Consider the following 19,036-nt stretch of genomic DNA (forward strand, 5'->3'; position numbering starts at 1 on the left):
TCGGGGAAAGATACTGCTCGTGTTAATAATAGTCCTGAAGTGGCCGAACTTCAAGTTGCCGTTGTTGTAGCGCGGCGATCGCCTGTGCAACTGCTACACTGCCCGCAGCGGTGGTATATTGCGAAACCTTGCCCACTAGCGCGGAGCGGCGAATTTCTTCGCTGTCCTTCAGACTCTGCCAACCTTCAGTTGTATTAAAGATAAGTTGGATATCACCATCCTTAATCTTGTCGACAATGTGCGGACGACCCTGTGCGACCTTGTTGACGCGCTCAACCTCTATGCCCTGCGCCAACAGATAGTCTGCCGTGCCGCCGGTCGCACAAACGGTGAAGCCGCATGCAATCGCTTGACGGACCGCGGGAACGATAACCGGCTTGTCTGTGTCTTTTACTGAAACAAACAACTTCCCGCTCATCGGTGGCGGCATCCGCGCACCGATTTGCGATTTGGCAAAGGCGGTCGCAAAATCACGGTCAATGCCCATGACTTCGCCGGTAGACTTCATTTCTGGCGAAAGTACTGGGTCAACCCCGGGGAAGCGATCAAACGGGAATACAGCCTCTTTCACAGCAATATAATCGATATTGAGGTTGATTGGCGGCAAATCCTTCAACTTTTCACCCGCCATGACGCGGGCGGCAATCTTAGCGATTGGCGCGCCGATTGCCTTTGCCACGAATGGCACCGTACGGCTGGCGCGCGGATTTACCTCAATCAGGTAAACTTCATTATCTTTGACCGCAAACTGGATGTTCATCAGGCCGCGCACATGCAAGTTAACCGCAAGTAATTCAGTCTGGCGGCGAATTTCGGCAATGATGTCCGCCTGCAGACTGTAAGGCGGGATGGTGCACGCAGAATCGCCGCTGTGCACGCCAGCTTCCTCGATATGCTGCAAAATTCCAGCTACAACAACCTCGTCACCATCGCACAGTGCATCCACATCCACCTCAATGGCGTCACGTAAATAGCTGTCTATGAGCACGGGCGAATCGCCCGAGACGATCACCGCCGTCTGGATGTAGTTTTCCAATTGCAGCTGCGTATCGACGATTTCCATCGCACGACCACCCAAAACATAAGACGGCCGCATCAAGACAGGATAACCAATGCTGTCAGCAACTTTGATGGCTTCATCCCGACTACGCGCAATGCCGTTTTCTGGTTGCTTGAGCTTGAGCTTATTGATGAGCGCGGCAAAACGCTCGCGGTCCTCTGCCAAGTCGATAGCGTCGGGTGATGTCCCCAATATCGGTATACCCGCTGCCTCAAGTGCTTTGGCCAGGTTCAAAGGCGTTTGCCCGCCAAACTGAACGATCACGCCCTTCAGCGTGCCATTTTGTTGCTCAACATGCAGGATTTCAAGGACATCTTCGGCCGTCAGTGGTTCGAAATACAGGCGATCCGAGGTGTCGTAATCGGTCGACACCGTTTCCGGGTTACAGTTGACCATGATCGTCTCATAACCTGCATCTGCCAATGCAAAGCATGCGTGGACGCAGCAATAGTCGAATTCGATACCCTGCCCGATGCGGTTCGGACCACCACCTAAAATCACGATTTTTTCGCGATCTGTGGGCTGGCTTTCGCATTCCGGCGTGCCAAAGCTTGGCGCCTCATAGGTCGAATACATATATGGCGTTTTCGCCTCAAATTCAGCTGCGCATGTGTCAATGCGCTTGAACACCGGACGCACGCCGAGTTTATGACGTAGCGCACGCACTTCATTTTCAGTGACAGCACCCGCCATCGCGCGAGCGGCTTGCATAGCGATGCCAGAACCACGGCGGATTGCGGTTTCCATCCCCGGACGCACATTGACCGATTCCACCGCCAGATAGGCCAGACGCTTGTCCGAAAAACCCATGGCTTTTAGGCGACGGAGCGCTTCCGCCGTATTGGGCAGGCCGTTGGTCTTAACATCATTCTCGGCGGCGATGATTTCCTCAAGCCGTTCGAGGAACCATGGGTCGAACTTCGCAATCGCATGGATCTCAGCTACGCTCATGCCCTCACGCAGCGCTTGTGCCGCGACCAGCAAGCGGTCAGGCGTCGCACGGCTAAGTTCGGCAGACAGTTCATCCTTTGAAGCGCCCTTAAGCGCATCGATATAGTTGAACCCTGACAGACCCGTTTCCAGACCACGCAGCGCCTTTTGCATGCTTTCATGGATGTTGCGACCAATCGCCATAACTTCGCCCACAGACTTCATGGCCGTGTGGAGAAGCGGCTCGGCACCCTTGAATTTTTCAAAGGCAAAGCGGGGGATTTTGGTTACGACATAATCAATAGTCGGCTCAAACGATGCGGGCGTTGCGCCGGTAATATCATTGGTAATCTCGTCGAGGGTATAGCCTACCGCGAGTTTCGCCGCGACCTTGGCAATCGGGAAACCAGTCGCCTTTGACGCAAGCGCCGAAGACCGTGAAACGCGCGGGTTCATTTCGATCACGATCAGGCGGCCATCGGCGGGATTGACCGCAAACTGTACGTTGGAGCCACCTGTTTCTACGCCGATTTCACGCAAGCAAGCTATGCTGGCATTGCGCATGATCTGATATTCTTTGTCCGTCAGAGTCAGCGCTGGCGCGACGGTGATGGAATCGCCGGTATGCACGCCCATCGGGTCAATATTTTCGATCGAGCAGATGATGATTGCGTTGTCCGCGCGGTCACGCACGACTTCCATCTCATATTCTTTCCAACCGAGCAGCGATTCTTCAATCAACACTTCAGTGGTTGGCGAGGCATCAAGCCCGCCATTGACGATCTTGATAAACTCGTCGCGATTATACGCAATCCCGCCGCCTGTGCCGCCCATGGTGAAGCTTGGGCGGATGATCGATGGTAGCCCCGTGCGTTCCAGAACCTCCAACGCCTCTTCCAACGAATGCGCGATGCCCGACCGCGCCGATTCCAGACCAATTTTGGTCATCGCGTCGCGGAATTTGATCCGGTCCTCGGCCTTATCAATTGCCTCGGCATCCGCGCCGATCATCTCCACGCCATGTTTCGCCAGCGTGCCATCGTTGAACAAAGCCAGCGCAACGTTCAGCGCGGTCTGCCCGCCCATCGTCGGCAACACCGCGTCGGGGCGTTCTTTTTCGATTATCTTGGCAACAATTTCGGGTGTAATCGGCTCAACATAAGTCGCGTCGGCTATATCCGGATCGGTCATGATCGTCGCCGGATTGGAGTTGACAAGGATGATGCGATAGCCCTCTTCGCGCAGCGCCTTACACGCCTGCGTTCCCGAATAATCAAACTCGCACGCCTGCCCGATAATTATGGGGCCAGCGCCGATGATGAGGATGGATTTTATGTCAGTACGTTTGGGCATTTTAATTCATATTTCCAAAAACCCTGGCCGTCCGATCATGGCTATGACGAGGTGTGGAGGAGATCGTTGCGCGGATCATTAAAAACCGATCATGCATCATGCGCCTCATCTCATCATCCCCGCAAATTTTTCGAACAGATAATGACTGTCCTGCGGGCCGGGTGAGGCTTCGGGGTGGTATTGCACGCTAAACGCTGGTTGGTTCGCGAGTTCGAAGCCGCAATTGCTGCCGTCGAACAGGCTGATATGCGTCGCCTTCGCGTTGGCTGGCAAGGTCGTGGCGTCCACAGCGAAGCCATGGTTCATGCTCGTTATCTCAACCGCACCGTCGCTGAGGCGCTTGACCGGATGGTTTGCGCCGCGATGGCCCTGATGCATCTTTTCGGTCTTCGCGCCAACGGCAAGGCCAAGCATTTGATGCCCCAAGCAAATACCGAACAACGGCTTTTGGGTTACCAGCCATTGTTTGATCACGGGCACGGCATACACACCCGTCGCCGCCGGATCGCCGGGGCCGTTCGACAGGAACAGGCCGTCGGGCGCGTGTCCCATGATTTCCTCAAAAGTCGCTGTGGCAGAAACGATAGTTACATCGCAGCCTACATCCAACAGATTGCGTAGGATATTGTGTTTGATACCATAGTCGATGGCGACGACCTTTTTCCGCCCCTTGGCTGGCGCTGCGTAGCCTGTACCCAACTTCCAAAGTCCTTGGTCCCAGCCATAAGTCTGCAACGTGGTCACATCCTTCGCAAGGTCCATGCCCTCCAACCCAGCCCAGGCCTTCGCCCGCGCCAACATGGCCGGCACGTCAAAATCGCCGCTGGCGGAGTGCGCGATCACGGCATTTGGCGCGCCAGCGACGCGGATGAGCCGGGTCAGCGCGCGGGTATCGACGCCCGATATGCCGATGCGACCGTTGGACTGCATCCATGCATCGAAATGCTGCGTGCTACGAAAATTTGATGGGTCAGTCACGTCTTGCCGGACAATTGCGCCCAAAGCATGGGGGTTAAGCGCCTCGACATCTTCGGGGTTCGTGCCAACATTGCCGATATGGGGGAAGGTGAAGTTGATGATTTGTCCGGCATAAGACGGGTCCGTCATAACCTCTTGATAGCCGGTCATTGCGGTGTTGAAGCAAACTTCGCCCACCGCCTGACCCTCTGCGCCAAAGCCCCTGCCCCAGACAACTTCCCCGGACGCCAGAACCAATACCCCCGTCGCTCCAGAAGGCGCGCGCGAAGAGTTGGGGTCGGCCATGATGGGGTCGCTCCTGATAAACAGATTACAGCAATGTCGCTAAGGCACCGGGCCTAGAGATGATCGGCACCAGCGTCAATGCCAATCTCGCCAACGTGAACGCGTTTCCGCATCTTAACTGTGGATGAAACCGGATTAAGACCCTTAACCAAGTTCCGGGTGACGAAATCTGGATGTTGGTCTAACAGCGTGTTCGATCAAAATTCGGAACCTAATATGATTCGTGACACCATAAAAGCCGCCCAGATCACTGCCATGAAGGCAGGCGAGAAAGACCGGCTGGCCGCCGTGCGCCTGATCCTGGCCAAGATCAAAGACCGCGAAATTGAACTGCGCACGGCATCGCAATTGCCCGATGACGACGCAATGGTGGTTGAGGTCATGCAAAAGATGATCAAGCAGCGCCGCGAATCAATCGCGCTTTATGAGCAGGGCGGCCGCGCAGAGCTGGCGGCGATTGAGGCGGCTGAACTTGCGATCATCGAAGATTTCCTGCCCGCGCAGTTGAGCGACGCGGAAACCAGCGCCGCGATTGAAGGTATCAAGACAGAACTTGGCGCAGAGAGCCTGAAAGATATGGGCCGCGTGATGGCAACTTTGAAAGAACGCCATGGTCCGCAGCTCGACATGAGCAAGGCCAGTGGGCTGGTGAAAGCGGCCTTGAGTTGATATTTGGGGCAGACATTGCAGGACGGCGATAGGTGTCTCTTACCCCACAATGGCTTGATGAGTTGCGTTCGCGAACGACGCTTTCTGCGCTGATCGGACGGACCGTAAAAGTGACCAAGGCGGGGCGGGAGTACAAAGCCTGCTGTCCGTTCCATAATGAGAAGTCGCCCAGCTTCACGATCAACGACGAAAAAGGCTTCTACCACTGCTTCGGCTGCTCCGCCCATGGCGATGCCATCCGTTGGATGACCGACCAGCGCGGCCTTTCGTTCATGGACGCAATCAAGGAATTGGCAGCCGAAGCCGGAATGGATGTCCCTGCTCCTGACCCGCAAGCGGCTCAGCGGGCGGAGAAGGCGAACAGCCTGTATGACGTCATGACGGCAGCGCAGGCGTGGTTTGTGACGCAATTGCTTGGCGTGGAAGGTGCTGCCGCGCGTGGCTACCTGAAACAGCGTGGTTTTACAGAGCAGACAATCCGGGATTTTGGCTTTGGCCTTGCCCCTGATAATCGCACTGGCCTGAAGACAGCGCTTAAGCAATTTGGCGACCCGATGCTGATTGAGGCAGGGTTGCTAATCTCGGTGGAGGAGAAAGCCCCGTACGACCGCTTTCGTGGCCGGTTGATGATCCCAATCCGTGACCCACGTGGCCGCGTAATCGCCTTTGGTGGCCGTATTTTGGGCGAAGGGGAGCCGAAATATCTCAACTCGCCGGACACGCCTTTGTTCGACAAGGGCCGCACGCTGTACAATCTAGACAAATGTTCTCCAGCTTCGCGGCAAACGGGGCGCGTGATTGTGGTCGAAGGCTATATGGACGTCATTGCGTTGGCGCAGGCCGGCTTTGCCGACACCGTAGCGCCGCTTGGCACTGCACTTACAGAACAGCAGATCCAGATGCTGTGGCGGATGGCGGAAAAGCCCTTATTATGCTTTGACGGTGACGCCGCTGGTCAGAAAGCCTCCATGCGAGCAGCTTTGCGGGCGCTACCATTGTTAAAGCCAGGCCACAGCTTGCAGTTCGTGACACTGCCTGCGGGACAAGACCCGGACGATGTTGTGAAGTCATCCGGCGCGACTGCCCTTACAAAGCTTCTAGAAGCCTCTCAGCCGCTCGTGGAGAGGCTCTGGAGGACTGAGGTAGCCTCTGGTCCGCTAGACATGCCAGAGGACCGTGCGGGGCTTAAACAGCGCCTTGGTGCGCATACGGCCAACATCGCTGATGGCGAAATCCGCCGCCATTACGCCGATGCCTTTCGCGAGCGGTTTGATAATCTGTTCGTGCAACGTCGAACCACATCACCTGCGCGCTCAGGGCCGTTTGTGCGTGGGCAGAACCGTGACTGGCGTAAACCGCAGATCTTGCCGCCTGGCGCCGAAACCAAAAGCTTCAATGCCAAGGGATCTGACTTTCTTATTCAGGGTGTACTCGGCGCGCTGCTGCGCCATCCGGCGCTCATCCGACAACATCACGAGGCACTTAGCGACTTCATTCCGCCCGACGCGAATCACGCGGCGTTGCTAAACGTGATGCTCAACGAATCTTTTACCAAAGAATCGCTTGATACAGACGGGTTAATTACCATATTGGACGAGAAGTTGTATAATGTCGCTTCAACGCTCCTGCACAGCAACGGCACGGTATTTGCCTTTAACCGCGAAGAGTTGATTGGAGGAAGCGACGGTTTGTCCAACGCTTCAAAAGATTTGGGTGAAGCAATTCGGCTGATGAAGCAGCGTCCTGCGCTGGAAGAAGCATTGGATCGCGCCACATATTTGGCGAGTTTAGAAATGACGGACGAGACTTTTGCCGAACAGCAAAGGTTGCGCCACGAAAAAAAGGTATTTGACGACCGCATCATCGAGTTCTTTCGGCGTGATGAGGACAGTTTGTAAGTTTAACGGGGAATTATTTTGGCAAGTCGCGCAAATGAAAACGAAGAAGATATTGTCGAAAACGGTGATGCACCGCTGATTGACCTAAATGATGCGACTGTCAAAAAGCTGCTAGCTAAGGCGAAGCGCCGGGGCTTCCTTACCTATGACGAGCTAAATGCGGCGCTACCGCAGGATCAGATGTCGTCCGAACAGATTGAAGACGTCATGTCGGCGATTAACGACATGGGCGTTCAAATCGTTGAGAATGACGAAGCCGTCGAAGATGGTGAGGAGGAGGAGCAAGAGGAAGAAGTCGAAACCATCGACAACATTTCCGAAAATGATCCCCGCTCGCTGACTAACACGATCAAGAAAACAGGCACCGGTGAACGCACCGACGACCCTGTCCGCATGTATCTGCGCGAAATGGGCGCGGTTGAATTGTTATCGCGCGAGGGCGAAATTGCAATTGCAAAGCGGATCGAGTCCGGGCGCGACACCATGATCTTGGGCCTATGCGAAAGCCCGATCACGTTCCACGCGATCATTGATTGGTCAAATGCGCTCAACGACGGCGAAATGCAGTTGCGCGAAATCCTCGATCTTGATGCCATGCTTTCTAAGGAGCCTGCGCCTGAATCCCTCACCGAAGACAGTGAAGAAGAAGGCGACGGCGAAATCAGCGAGAAGACCGCAGGGCCCTCCTATAAAGAGGAAGAAGAAGTCGAAGACGAACCCGCAGCGGCAAGCGACGAAGATGATGATATGACGGAGCGGCGTTCGCCCCCTGTGGAGGAAGAAGAAGAAGAAGACAACACCCTCAGCCTAGCGCAGATGGAAGAGGCTTTGAAGCCCGCGGCGCTCGAGCGGTTTGCCAAGATCACATCATTGTTCAAGAAATTTTCCAACATTCAACGTGAACGCATGCGCGCGTTGAACGCAGGCGAAGATTTTTCCATAGCTTTGGAAAATAAGTATCACAAATTACGTGAAGAATTGACCGCCGAAGTTGAAAGTGTTCAATTCCATGCGAACAAGATCGAGTATCTTGTCGACCAATTATATTCGTTCAATCGCCGCCTAACTGCCCTGGGTGGTCAAATGCTGCGCTTGGCAGAGCGGCACAAGGTACCGCGTAAAGCGTTTCTTGATAGCTATATGGGCCATGAGCTTGACGAAAACTGGCTCACAGATGTGTCGAACATCGACAAGAAATGGACGGCTTTTGCCACCAATGAGGCTGAGAGCGTTGAGCGTGTCCGCAGCGAGATAGCGGATATCGCCGCGAATACCGGCATGTCGCTTGGCGAATTCCGCCGCATCGTGAACATGGTGCAAAAGGGTGAACGCGAAGCGCGTATCGCCAAAAAGGAAATGGTTGAAGCCAATCTGCGCCTCGTGATTTCCATCGCCAAAAAATACACCAACCGCGGCCTTCAGTTTCTTGACCTCATTCAGGAAGGCAATATCGGCCTGATGAAGGCGGTTGATAAATTCGAGTATCGCCGAGGTTATAAATTCAGCACATACGCCACATGGTGGATCCGTCAGGCAATCACCCGTTCGATTGCTGACCAAGCACGTACGATACGTATTCCCGTGCACATGATCGAAACGATCAACAAGCTTGTGCGCACGAGCCGCCAGTTCCTGCACGAACAAGGCCGCGAGCCAACTCCGGAAGAAATGGCCGAGCGCCTTTCTATGCCGCTGGAAAAAGTGCGCAAGGTGATGAAAATTGCCAAGGAACCAATCAGCCTTGAAACGCCAATTGGTGACGAAGAAGACAGCCATTTGGGCGACTTTATTGAAGATAAAAACGCTGTCATTCCAGTAGATGCAGCGATTCAGGCCAATTTGAAAGAGACTGTCACCCGCGTTCTTGCATCGCTGACGCCGCGTGAAGAACGCGTGCTACGCATGCGCTTTGGCATCGGAATGAATACCGACCATACGCTTGAGGAAGTGGGTCAACAGTTCAGCGTGACGCGCGAGCGTATTCGCCAGATCGAAGCCAAGGCCTTGCGCAAGCTGAAGCACCCAAGCCGCAGCCGTAAAATGCGCAGCTTCCTAGACCAGTAATCAGACAGACAAAATTGAACATACGGGCCCTTTCTTGCACGCAAGATTGCGCCCGGTTTTGTTGCGCGTGGCATAATGGGATCGCGCGCATTTTTATAGCCTATTGCATAACGACAACGGGCAACTTAACGAATTAACCGTTCGATTAACCAACGGGGTACCTCCATGCGCTTTCAAGGCACTGATAATTACGTAGCTACCGATGATTTAAAGGTCGCCGTTAACGCTGCGACGACATTGCGCCGGCCCTTGTTGGTCAAGGGTGAACCTGGAACGGGTAAAACCGTTTTGGCATATGAAATAGCAAAAGCGCTCGGTACGCCGCTCATCGAATGGAATATCAAATCCACAACAAAGGCGCATCAGGGCTTGTATGAATATGACGCCGTTGCGCGTCTTCGCGATAGCCAATTGGGCGAGGCGCGTGTGCACGACATCAAAAATTACATCAAAAAGGGCAAATTGTGGGAGGCGTTCACTGCGCCCCAGCTGCCCGTGTTGTTGATCGACGAGATCGACAAAGCCGATATCGAATTTCCTAACGACTTGTTGCAAGAGCTCGATCGCATGGAATTCTTCGTTTACGAAACTCAGGAAACCATCAAGGCGGTGGAACGACCCATCGTTATCATCACGTCAAACAACGAAAAGGAATTGCCTGATGCGTTCCTGCGCCGTTGTTTCTTCCATTATATCAAATTCCCTGATCGCACGACCATGCAAGCGATTATCGATGTCCATTTCCCAGGCATTCAAAAGATGCTCGTTTCGAAAGCTATGGATATTTTCTACGAAGTCCGGGACGTCCCAGGTCTAAAGAAAAAACCAAGCACAAGCGAGTTGTTAGACTGGTTAAAGCTGTTGCTGCATGAAGATATGCCATTGGACGTACTTCAGTCGCGTGACCCGACAAAGGCCATACCGCCTCTGCATGGTGCGCTGCTTAAGAACGAGCAGGACATCATGCTGTTCGAACGGCTTGCTTTCATGGCGCGCCGTCCAAATAATTAGCATCCGTTCGATTGCGCTGGGGTTATCAATTGTCGCATAACAGCTAGCGCCGCTAGACCGTCTACAGCTTAATTGGTCATTTTATACAGGAGCCCGCCGGTGTTTTTTTCATTCATGGAAGAGTTGCGGACAGCGGGCATCTCGGCGTCGCTTAAGGAGCATCTGGCGTTACTAGCTGCGCTGGACGCTGACGTCATTAGCCAGAGCCCCGAAGAATTCTATTATCTTGCCCGCGCTACTTTGGTCAAAGACGAGGCATTGCTTGACCGTTTTGACCAGGTTTTCGGAAAAGTCTTCAAAGGCATATTCACCGAATATGGACAGAACCCCGTCGACGTCCCTGCCGATTGGTTAAAAGCCATCGCCGAAAAATATCTGTCGCCCGAAGAAATGGCGAAGATAGAGAAGATGGGCAGCTGGGACGAGTTGATGGAGACGCTTAAAAAGCGGCTTGAGGAGCAGGAAAAGCGCCATCAGGGTGGCAACAAATGGGTCGGCACGGGTGGCACATCACCTTATGGCAATTCAGGGTACAATCCCGAAGGTGTCCGGATTGGAGGCGAGTCCAAACATAAACGCGCAGTCAAAGTGTGGGATAAGCGCGAGTTTCAAAATCTCGACAACACGAAAGAATTGGGCACGCGCAATATCAAAATCGCAATGCGCCGCCTGCGCCGCTTTGCCCGCGATGGCGCAGTGGAAGAACTCGACATTGATGGCACGATTAACGGCACTGCGCGCCAAGGATGGCTAGACATCAAGATGCGCCCCGAGCGCCGCAATGCCATTAAATTGCTTCTAATGCTGGATGTCGGAGGGTCGATGGATCCATTCATCAAATTGTGCGAAGAATTATTCAGTGCCGCGACGAGTGAATTCAAAAACCTAGAGTTTTTCTATTTTCACAACTGTCCTTATGAGGGCGTTTGGAAAGACAATAAACGCAGGTTTAGCGAACGCACGCAAATGTGGGACCTTCTCCATAAGTTCCCGCATGACTATAAGGTTGTAATGGTGGGCGACGCATCAATGAGCCCCTACGAGATCACCCATCCCGGCGGTTCGGTTGAACATTTCAATGAAGAATCGGGTGCTGTCTGGATGAACCGGATCACCAGTACCTACCCCGCAACGGTTTGGCTAAACCCCGTCCCTGAAAAGCAATGGGGATATTCGCAATCCACGAAGATCATCAAAGAGCTGATGAACGACCGCATGTATCCGCTGACGCTTGAAGGGCTTGATGACGCGATGCGCGAGCTAAGCCGTAAACACGGCCATTAATACAGCAGATATTGGCGGCGCTCTTCAATCCAGCTTTGTTCATCGACTGACGTCATGGCGTCAAATTCCTCTGGCGTGCTGTCAGGTGCATCCACCCATCCGCGCAACGCTGGTCCGCCATTAATGACATCAATCGCAAGCTTGCCGATTTCATATTCGTATGGAAAGTCGCGCCATAAGTCATAGTCGGGGTGCAGCCTGCGAATGGCCTTGAACGCCAATGTCTGTAACCGCCAGGGCTGGAAAGCTTGATGATCATAACCTTGGCCTTCGGCATGGATATGCACGCCATGGCAAAGCTGATGCACATGCTTGTGAAACGTCGGCTCGAACCAGATTTCCCGTAAGTGACAACCTTTAAGCCACTGCGGCGCGAAGCTGTGCATTTCAGCGATAACCTTGCGCGCGTCGATGTCGGGTGCGCCAAATATCTCAAGCGGCCGCGTGGTCCCCCTGCCCTCGGACAATGTTGTGCCTTCAAGCAGCACAGTGCCGGCATACGCGCGCGCCATGTTAATATTGGGCGCATTCGGGCTTGGGTTGATCCATAGCCGGTCCGCTGGCCAACCGAAACCGGGCGCAGCATCCGGCGCATATCCCTCCATGTGAATCACCCGATAATCCAAATCGATACGGTAATGATCAATAAACCAATGGCCAAGCTCACCCAGCGTCATGCCATGCCGCATCGGTATTGGCCCAGCGCCGACAAAACTCTCCCACCCAGGAAGCAATGTAAGGCCCTCTACAGGGCGCCCAGCTGGATTTGGCCTATCGAGTACCCAAACTGTCTTTCCATGCTCTGCAGCGGCCTCCAGAATGTATAGAATGGTGGTTATAAAGGTATAAATCCGACACCCCAAGTCCTGCAAGTCAATCAAGAGGACATCAAAGGTTTCCATCGATTCAGCCGTTGGGCGGCGTACTTCACCGTAGAGGCTGAATACCGGGATGTTGTGGGCAGGGTCCATAAAATCCGGCGTTTCCATCATATTGTCCTGCTTGTCGCCGCGCAGACCATGCTGCGGCCCAAAAGCGGCGGTCACATTGACGTCACTTATAGCAGCGAGCGCATCCAACGAATGGTTCAGGTCAACGGTTACAGAAGCGGGGTGCGCCAGCAAGGCAACGCGCCTGCCCTTCATTAGTGCACGTAGTTCAGGCTCAGCCAAAAGGCGATCAATTCCAAATTTCATACGCCGCTTCGTGCCTCCAGTTTAAGGGCAAAGCAATCCTTATGATGAAAATCGGGGCTGCCAGCCGGATGTGCCAATGCCCAATAAGAAATTTCCCCGCTTTTGGTTGCGACGACCGCGCTAATACCTGCCCATAGGTTGGCATCCCGCTTTGTGTCAGGCACATAAAGCGTCACGGAAACGATAAGAACATCGCCGCTTTGCGCCACGCTAATGATTGGCGCACCTGTCTCCAATTGCGCCATTCCTGCACGATAGCCTGAAAATTGATATGCCGCCCATTGGCCCGAGGGCGCAAAATTATACTCGAGATAGGATTTGTCTTCGGGATTTCCCACAAATAATTCAAAACACGTATTTTTCCACAAACCATCGGCTCGATCTGGTTTTGCCGGATCGGCAATTTTTAACGCCTCTATTGCGCCAGTAACGCGATAGACCAGTTCGATTTCTCCGCCTTGCCCAAGCGTGGCAGTGACATCGATAGCTTCGATCCCACCAGCATCGGACTGCGGATGGTAGATCAACGGAACCTCGGTCATCGAAATATTGGCCAATGTCGAAACTCCATGCTAGGCGCGGACGCGTTATGACTGCTTATACTTCCGATCTCCTCCGCCTGCTCGATGCACGTGGCTATATTCACCAGACGACAGATGCCACGGCGCTTGATGCATTGGCATCTAAAGAGATTGTGCCAGCCTATATCGGCTTCGACGCGACTGCGCCATCGCTTCATGTTGGCAATCTCGTGTCGATCATGCTGCTGCGCAGATTGCAACAGGCAGGGCATAAACCAGTGGTCGTCATGGGCGGCGGAACAACGCGGATCGGAGACCCGACGGGCAAGGACGAAGTGCGCAAGATGCTCACCGATGAGACAATCGAGTCGAACATCGCTTCCATCCGCACCGCTTTCGAACGTTTTCTGACATTTGGGGATGGTCCAACGGACGCAGTGATGGTTAACAATCATGATTGGCTTGGGCAACTCGGTTATATTGAACTGCTGCAACAGGTCGGAACGCATTTCACGATTAACCGTATGCTCACCTTCGATTCGGTGAAGCTGCGGCTTGACCGCGAACAGCCCATGACCTTCCTTGAGTTCAACTACATGATATTGCAGGGCTATGACTTTCGTCATCTCAGCAAGACCATTGGGGTACGCCTGCAAATGGGCGGATCGGACCAGTGGGGCAATATCATCAACGGCATCGAACTCGCCCGCAGGATGGATGGCGCAGAGGTATTTGGTCTGACGACACCGCTCATTACCAAGGCCGATGGTTCCAAGATGGGCAAATCGGTTTCTGGCGCGATATGGCTTAACCGCGAACAGTTGCCCGATTATGATTATTGGCAGTTCTGGCGCAACACCGATGACCGTGATGTCGGTCGTTTCCTGCGTTTATTTACGGATCTGCCGATGGACGAGATTGCACGACTTGAAGCGCTTGATGGTTCGGAAATCAACGCCGCGAAGATTGCCCTTGCCAACGCGGCTACAGAGTTATGCCGTGGCACCGACGCTGCAGCACTTGCCGCCGAGACTGCGCGCAAGACATTCGAAGAGGGCGCAAGCGGCGGGAACCTTCCTACTTTTGACGCATCCAGCGATATATCCGTCATCGACGCGTTGGTTGCATTGAGCTTTGTTGCATCAAAAAAAGAGGCGCGTCGGATGATTCAGGGCGGCGGTGCGCGCGTCGAAGGAGACGCCGTGACCGACGAAGAAGCCATGATCGCGCAGCAGGCTACCCCCGTTAAGATTTCGGCCGGTAAGAAGAAACACGGTTTAATACAATTTATCTAAGTGGCGCTGGCTTGCCCACGCGGCAACTTTACTAATTATTCGTAACTTGGACGTAACCCGTTGCTTCAATCAACAAGCAAAGAGGGTTCCACGCATTGCGAAAGCCTCCCAGAATTCGGATGCGGAGTTACGCAGCAAGGCTCGTCATCGGGCAAGCCACAAGGTGATTGCCGAGAGCCGGCAGGATGGAGAAAAAACGATCCATATCGTGAATGTGTCAGCACATGGCTTCATGATCGATGGCAATCCTGGCTATCAGCGCGCGGAGCGTGTTGAACGAAGGTTACCCGTCATTGGCCGGATTGAGGCACTTGTCACGTGGACAGTGGAACAACGTCTGGGGCTGCAGTTTGAACGCGCGTTACGCTTGCCCGACTTTCTGGCCCTGCTGGATATCATTGGTCCAAAAACCGGCTAACCGCCCCGCAGCGTCGCGACGCCTGCGTCACGTTCAAATAGGTATAATGCCATCCGTGCCGCTTGGCCGCGTGCCCCATCAAGACCGCCATCCCGATCGAGCAACAGCCGCGCGTCGTCTGCTGCAACGCCGATCAACGCACGCACTTGTTCAGGCGTGGCAACGCGAAAAAGGTTTTCGCCAGACTGCCTAGTGCCAAGCAATTCGCCTGCCCCGCGAAGCTTCAGGTCTTCCTCAGCGATGCGGAAGCCATCATTGGTCTCACGCATTAACGCCAATCGCGCGCGCGCAGTTTCACCTATGTGCGCACCGCGGACCAGAATGCACACTGATTTTTCCGACCCTCGGCCAACCCGCCCGCGTAACTGGTGCAATTGCGCAAGACCAAACCGGTCCGCCGCCTCTATCACCATCAGGCTGGCATTGGGGACATCAACGCCAACTTCTATAACCGTCGTCGCAACCAGTAGACGCGTTTCGCCAGCCACAAAGCGTTCCATGACGGCATCTTTTTCGGGCCCGCGCATGCGTCCGTGGACCAATGCAACTTGCTCACCAAAACGCAAGCGCAGCTGCTCCGCGCGTTGTTCGGCGGCGGCAAGGTCGCTTTTGTCGCTTTCCTCAACCAAAGGGCACACCCAAAATGCTTGTTTCCCAGCGGAGAGATGACGCGCAACGCCATCGACCAGTTCCAGTAAGCGATCTTGAGACATCACCCGGGTTTCTACTGGCGTCCGTCCGGGCGGAAGCTCATCCAAAATCGAGCTATCCATTTCGCCATAAGCCGCAAGCGCAAGGCTGCGTGGTATCGGCGTTGCGGTCATTACCAACAAATGTGGCACGCCCCTGCCCTTGCGTGACAGCATCAACCGTTGCGACACGCCAAACCGATGTTGTTCATCAATCACCGCCACCGCAAGGGCCTTATAGGTCACAGCTTCCTGAAATATCGCATGGGTACCTACAAGTATATGGATGGACCCATCGGCGAGCCCCATCAATGTAGCCTCACGCAAACTGCCTTTTTCCCGCCCAGTCAGGATTGCGATGTTAATTGGGAGCCCTGAAAGCAGTTTTTGCAGGCTGGAATAATGTTGCCGCGCGAGTATTTCGGTGGGCGCTAACATGGCAGACTGCATGCCTGCTTCCACACCGCGCAGCAGCGCCATGAGCGCAACCATCGTCTTGCCCGCACCAACATCGCCCTGGAGCAACCTCAGCATGGGCCGTGACTGCGCCAGATCGCCTTCAATTTCGGTAATAGCGCGCTGCTGCGCGCCCGTCAGCGCAAACGGCAGTTGCAGCTTTGACACCAAAGAGCCGTCCCCGCGGATCGGCACGGCAGTGCGTTTGTCCATCGCCGCGCGGATCAGCCGCATCGCAAGTTGGTTGCTGAATAGCTCATCATAAGCCAGCCTATCCCGCGCGCCTTGGTCATCCTTGTTGTGCACTATGTTGATAGACGCGGACCATCCTGACCAACCACGACTGGATAGCAAGGTCGGCTCAATCCAATCGGCGAGATCAGGTAAGTCCTGCAAAGATGCCGCTGCGAACTGCCCCATACGTTTGTTGGTAAGGCCATCGGACAGCGGATAAATAGGCTCGGCAAGGCCCGGCGAAGCGTCGCTGCCAATTGGTACGACATGGTCAGGATGCACCATCTGCAATTCGTCACCATAACGGTCTAGCTTGCCCGAAATGATGCGTTGCTCGCCGACAGGAAGCTGTTTTCGGGCCCAGCCACCATTTCGGCCGAAGAATGTGAGCGTGATATAATTGCCGCCTGAATCAGCGGCAAAAATCCGTAATGGTGCCCGCGGACTGCTACCACCCCGATGATCAATGACGGTGACAGTGAGGATGATGTTATTGCCAACATCGGCGACATCCAAGCACGAGACCGCCTTTCGATAGGTCCAGCTATTGGGAAAATGATATAATACGTCCTTCACCCGCTCCAGCCCAAGTCGCTCCAACGGCTTGGCAAGACCAGGACCAACGCCTTTTAAGGCACGTACTTCTGCAAATAACGGATTGAGTATATCGGGGCGCATGACTAGGGCCGCTTATAACCCGCAATTCATATTCCACCACAAGCTTAAAGGATGCATGATATGGACGCTGACCCCTATCGTCGTAAATTGCATTATCGTGCGCACCACCGTGGCACGCGTGAGGCAGACGCCATGGTTGGTGGATTTTTCGACCATCATTCGGCTGACTGGGGACCAGTACAGTTTGAATGGTTTGAGCGGCTGATTGATGAACAGGATGTCGACATCATGGCATGGGCGCTGGGGACGGCAGAGCCCGACCCTGCCTTTGCTGGCCCATTAATGGACCTGATGATGCAGCTTGATTTCATTTTGCTCCCGGAAGGGCTTAGTTCGCACAAGTCATGATTGACCTGCAGCGGATCATAAACAGCCGCCAAGCACTAACGCTTGCGTCGGTGCCAAATGGCTTTGTGCCTTTGTTGCTGGCCGACCTGACACGAGCGACAAAAACACGCACGCTGTATATTGCGCCGGATGAAGCCGCCATGCGCGCGATAGCCGACGCGACACCCTTTTTTGCGCCCGAACTTGAGATATTGATCCTCCCAGGTTGGGATTGCCTGCCTTATGACCGGGCGTCGCCATCGGTGGCCGTAACCTCGCAACGCATGTCAACGTTGCAGGCGCTTCAACAGCCTGCAAAAAAAAAGCAGCTGGTCGTCACGACCATTGGCGCGGTGATCCAGAAATATGTGACGCCATTTCGTATTCGCCAGACTGGTGAGCGTTTGGCCGCCGGCCTCGAAATAAGCCGCGAACGGCTTGCGTCCCTACTTCAATCCAATGGCTATTTCCGTGTCGATACCGTTGCCGACGCGGGTGAGTTTGCCATCCGCGGCAGCATCGTCGACCTGTTCCCGGCGGGAAGCGAAGTTGGCTTGCGCCTCGATTTCTTCGGCGACGAAATTGAGAGCATCCGCCGTTTCAACCCATCGGACCAGCGCAGCATCGATCAGGTTGAACATTTTGATATCTTGCCCGCCGTTGAAGCATTGATGGATGAGGAGGCCATTAAGCGCTTCCGCACGGGCTATCGCGAACGCTTTGGCGTAACCGCAACGGGCGATCCCTTATATCAAGCCGTGTCCGAAGGCCGCCGACTGTCGGGCATGGACCATTGGTTGCCTTTGTTCGAAGAGCGGATGGCGACGATATTCGATCATGCTGGTGCAGATGCCCTGATAATCCTGGACAGCGGCGCGATTGCTGCAGGCCAGTCACGGCTCGATGCCATTACCGACTATCACGAAAACCGCGTAAAGGCGCAGGCGGCTGAACCTGGCAGTTATCGCCCCTTGCCCCCTGAAATGCTGTATTTAAGCGGCGATGAACTCGAGCAATTATTTGCCGATAACGCTGCGCATCTTTTAACACCCTTTGCGCAACCAGACTCAGCGAGCATCATCGATTTTGGCATTGGCGCAGCGCGTGACTTCGCGCCAGAGCGGGCACAAAAAACGAACGTCTATGAAGCCGTAGCTGCCCATCTCAAGTCACTCCACGCATCCAAAACCAAGACAGTGATCGCGAGCTACTCGGTTGGTGCCCGCGAACGCTTAAAGGGCCTGCTGGCGGACCATAAGGCACCAACCATAATCCTGGTCGATAGCTGGCAACAGGCCTTAGGCGTTGCGGCGGGGCAAACCGCAATGGTCGTGCTCCCGCTTGACCATGGCTATACCACGCCAGACCTCGTCGTTCTGAGCGAACAGGACATGCTAGGCGACCGGTTGGTTCGGCGCCAGAAACGCCGCAAATCCGCTGATGCTTTCTTGGCCGAATTGGCGGCGCTGACACCAGGCGACCTAGTGGTGCACCAAGACCATGGTATCGGGCGTTATGAAGGCCTAATTTCCATCCCCGTCGGCAACAGCCCGCATGACTGCGTTGCCCTGACCTATTCGGGCGGTGACAAATTATACGTCCCCGTCGAGAATATTGATGTCCTCTCACGCTATGGTTCGGACAGCGAGCATGTCTCGCTGGATAAATTGGGCGGCGAAGCATGGCAGCG

Annotated in this window: 14 protein-coding genes; 9 read left to right on the top strand and 5 right to left on the bottom strand. The window is 54.4% G+C overall.

Going from position 1 to position 19,036, the window contains the following annotated elements; genetic code table 11:
• Positions 1 to 22: 22 nt before the first annotated feature.
• Together carB and carA are read right to left on the bottom strand one after the other, a co-directional pair.
• Positions 23 to 3,343 carry a carbamoyl-phosphate synthase large subunit gene (carB, locus tag QE270_RS01800; protein ID WP_300034260.1) on the bottom strand — a complete coding sequence of 1,107 codons (3,321 nt, stop codon included), beginning with the start codon at positions 3,341 to 3,343 and terminating at the stop codon, positions 23 to 25.
• Between the two features lie 105 nt (positions 3,344 to 3,448).
• The gene (carA, locus tag QE270_RS01805) at positions 3,449 to 4,606 is read right to left on the bottom strand and encodes a glutamine-hydrolyzing carbamoyl-phosphate synthase small subunit (protein WP_300034263.1); all 1,158 of its coding nucleotides are present in this window, start codon (positions 4,604 to 4,606) and stop codon (positions 3,449 to 3,451) included.
• Between the two features lie 216 nt (positions 4,607 to 4,822).
• Between carA and QE270_RS01810 the strand changes: the two genes are divergently transcribed.
• The 5 genes from QE270_RS01810 to QE270_RS01830 all read left to right on the top strand — a co-directional run bounded on the left by QE270_RS01810 (position 4,823) and on the right by QE270_RS01830 (position 11,532).
• A complete protein-coding gene (locus QE270_RS01810) occupies positions 4,823 to 5,275 on the top strand; it encodes a GatB/YqeY domain-containing protein (RefSeq protein WP_300034266.1) in 453 nt (150 codons plus the stop codon).
• Positions 5,276 to 5,307: 32 nt separating this feature from the next.
• Complete coding sequence (dnaG, locus tag QE270_RS01815) at positions 5,308 to 7,173, top strand: DNA primase (protein ID WP_300034269.1); 1,866 nt, start codon at positions 5,308 to 5,310, stop codon at positions 7,171 to 7,173.
• Between the two features lie 18 nt (positions 7,174 to 7,191).
• Positions 7,192 to 9,237, top strand: a complete 2,046-nt coding sequence (gene rpoD, locus QE270_RS01820) for an RNA polymerase sigma factor RpoD (protein ID WP_300034272.1) — start codon at positions 7,192 to 7,194, stop codon at positions 9,235 to 9,237.
• A gap of 165 nt (positions 9,238 to 9,402) precedes the next feature.
• Positions 9,403 to 10,248 (top strand): MoxR family ATPase, encoded by an 846-nt coding sequence (locus QE270_RS01825; RefSeq protein ID WP_300034276.1) that lies wholly within the window; start codon positions 9,403 to 9,405, stop codon positions 10,246 to 10,248.
• A gap of 99 nt (positions 10,249 to 10,347) precedes the next feature.
• Positions 10,348 to 11,532 (top strand): VWA domain-containing protein, encoded by a 1,185-nt coding sequence (locus QE270_RS01830; RefSeq protein WP_300034279.1) that lies wholly within the window; start codon positions 10,348 to 10,350, stop codon positions 11,530 to 11,532.
• Here the strand turns inward: QE270_RS01830 and QE270_RS01835 are convergent.
• Both QE270_RS01835 and QE270_RS01840 read right to left on the bottom strand, forming a co-directional pair.
• Positions 11,529 to 12,728, bottom strand: a complete 1,200-nt coding sequence (locus QE270_RS01835; RefSeq protein WP_300034282.1) for a DUF1343 domain-containing protein — start codon at positions 12,726 to 12,728, stop codon at positions 11,529 to 11,531. The two genes, QE270_RS01830 and QE270_RS01835, sit on opposite strands and share 4 nt — an antisense overlap.
• Positions 12,725 to 13,270: a DOMON-like domain-containing protein gene (locus tag QE270_RS01840; protein WP_300034285.1), complete on the bottom strand. Its 546-nt coding sequence runs from the start codon at positions 13,268 to 13,270 to the stop codon at positions 12,725 to 12,727. Before QE270_RS01840 ends, QE270_RS01835 begins: the two co-directional genes overlap by 4 nt.
• 47 nt (positions 13,271 to 13,317) lie before the next feature.
• On the opposite strand from QE270_RS01840, the gene tyrS reads away from it, so the two are divergent.
• On the top strand, positions 13,318 to 14,544 hold the full coding sequence (gene tyrS / locus QE270_RS01845) for a tyrosine--tRNA ligase (RefSeq protein WP_300034288.1): 1,227 nt from the start codon (positions 13,318 to 13,320) through the stop codon (positions 14,542 to 14,544).
• Positions 14,545 to 14,707: 163 nt separating this feature from the next.
• Positions 14,708 to 14,962, top strand: coding sequence for a PilZ domain-containing protein (locus QE270_RS01850; RefSeq protein WP_300034291.1), 255 nt, complete (start codon positions 14,708 to 14,710; stop codon positions 14,960 to 14,962).
• Here QE270_RS01850 and recG read toward each other — a convergent pair.
• Positions 14,959 to 17,019 carry an ATP-dependent DNA helicase RecG gene (gene recG, locus QE270_RS01855; protein WP_300034295.1) on the bottom strand — a complete coding sequence of 687 codons (2,061 nt, stop codon included), beginning with the start codon at positions 17,017 to 17,019 and terminating at the stop codon, positions 14,959 to 14,961. The two genes, QE270_RS01850 and recG, sit on opposite strands and share 4 nt — an antisense overlap.
• A gap of 60 nt (positions 17,020 to 17,079) precedes the next feature.
• Between recG and QE270_RS01860 the strand changes: the two genes are divergently transcribed.
• Both QE270_RS01860 and QE270_RS01865 read left to right on the top strand, forming a co-directional pair.
• Entirely contained in the window at positions 17,080 to 17,367 is a 288-nt protein-coding gene (locus QE270_RS01860) for a succinate dehydrogenase assembly factor 2 (protein ID WP_300034298.1), read from the top strand.
• Positions 17,364 to 19,036, top strand: a 1,673-nt coding sequence (locus tag QE270_RS01865) for a CarD family transcriptional regulator (RefSeq protein WP_300034301.1), incomplete at its 3' end; no start/stop codon positions are given. The genes QE270_RS01860 and QE270_RS01865, both read left to right, overlap by 4 nt.

The sequence above is a fragment of the Sphingorhabdus sp. genome, assembly GCF_029865925.1.
Classification (GTDB): Bacteria; Pseudomonadota; Alphaproteobacteria; order Sphingomonadales; family Sphingomonadaceae; genus Sphingorhabdus_B.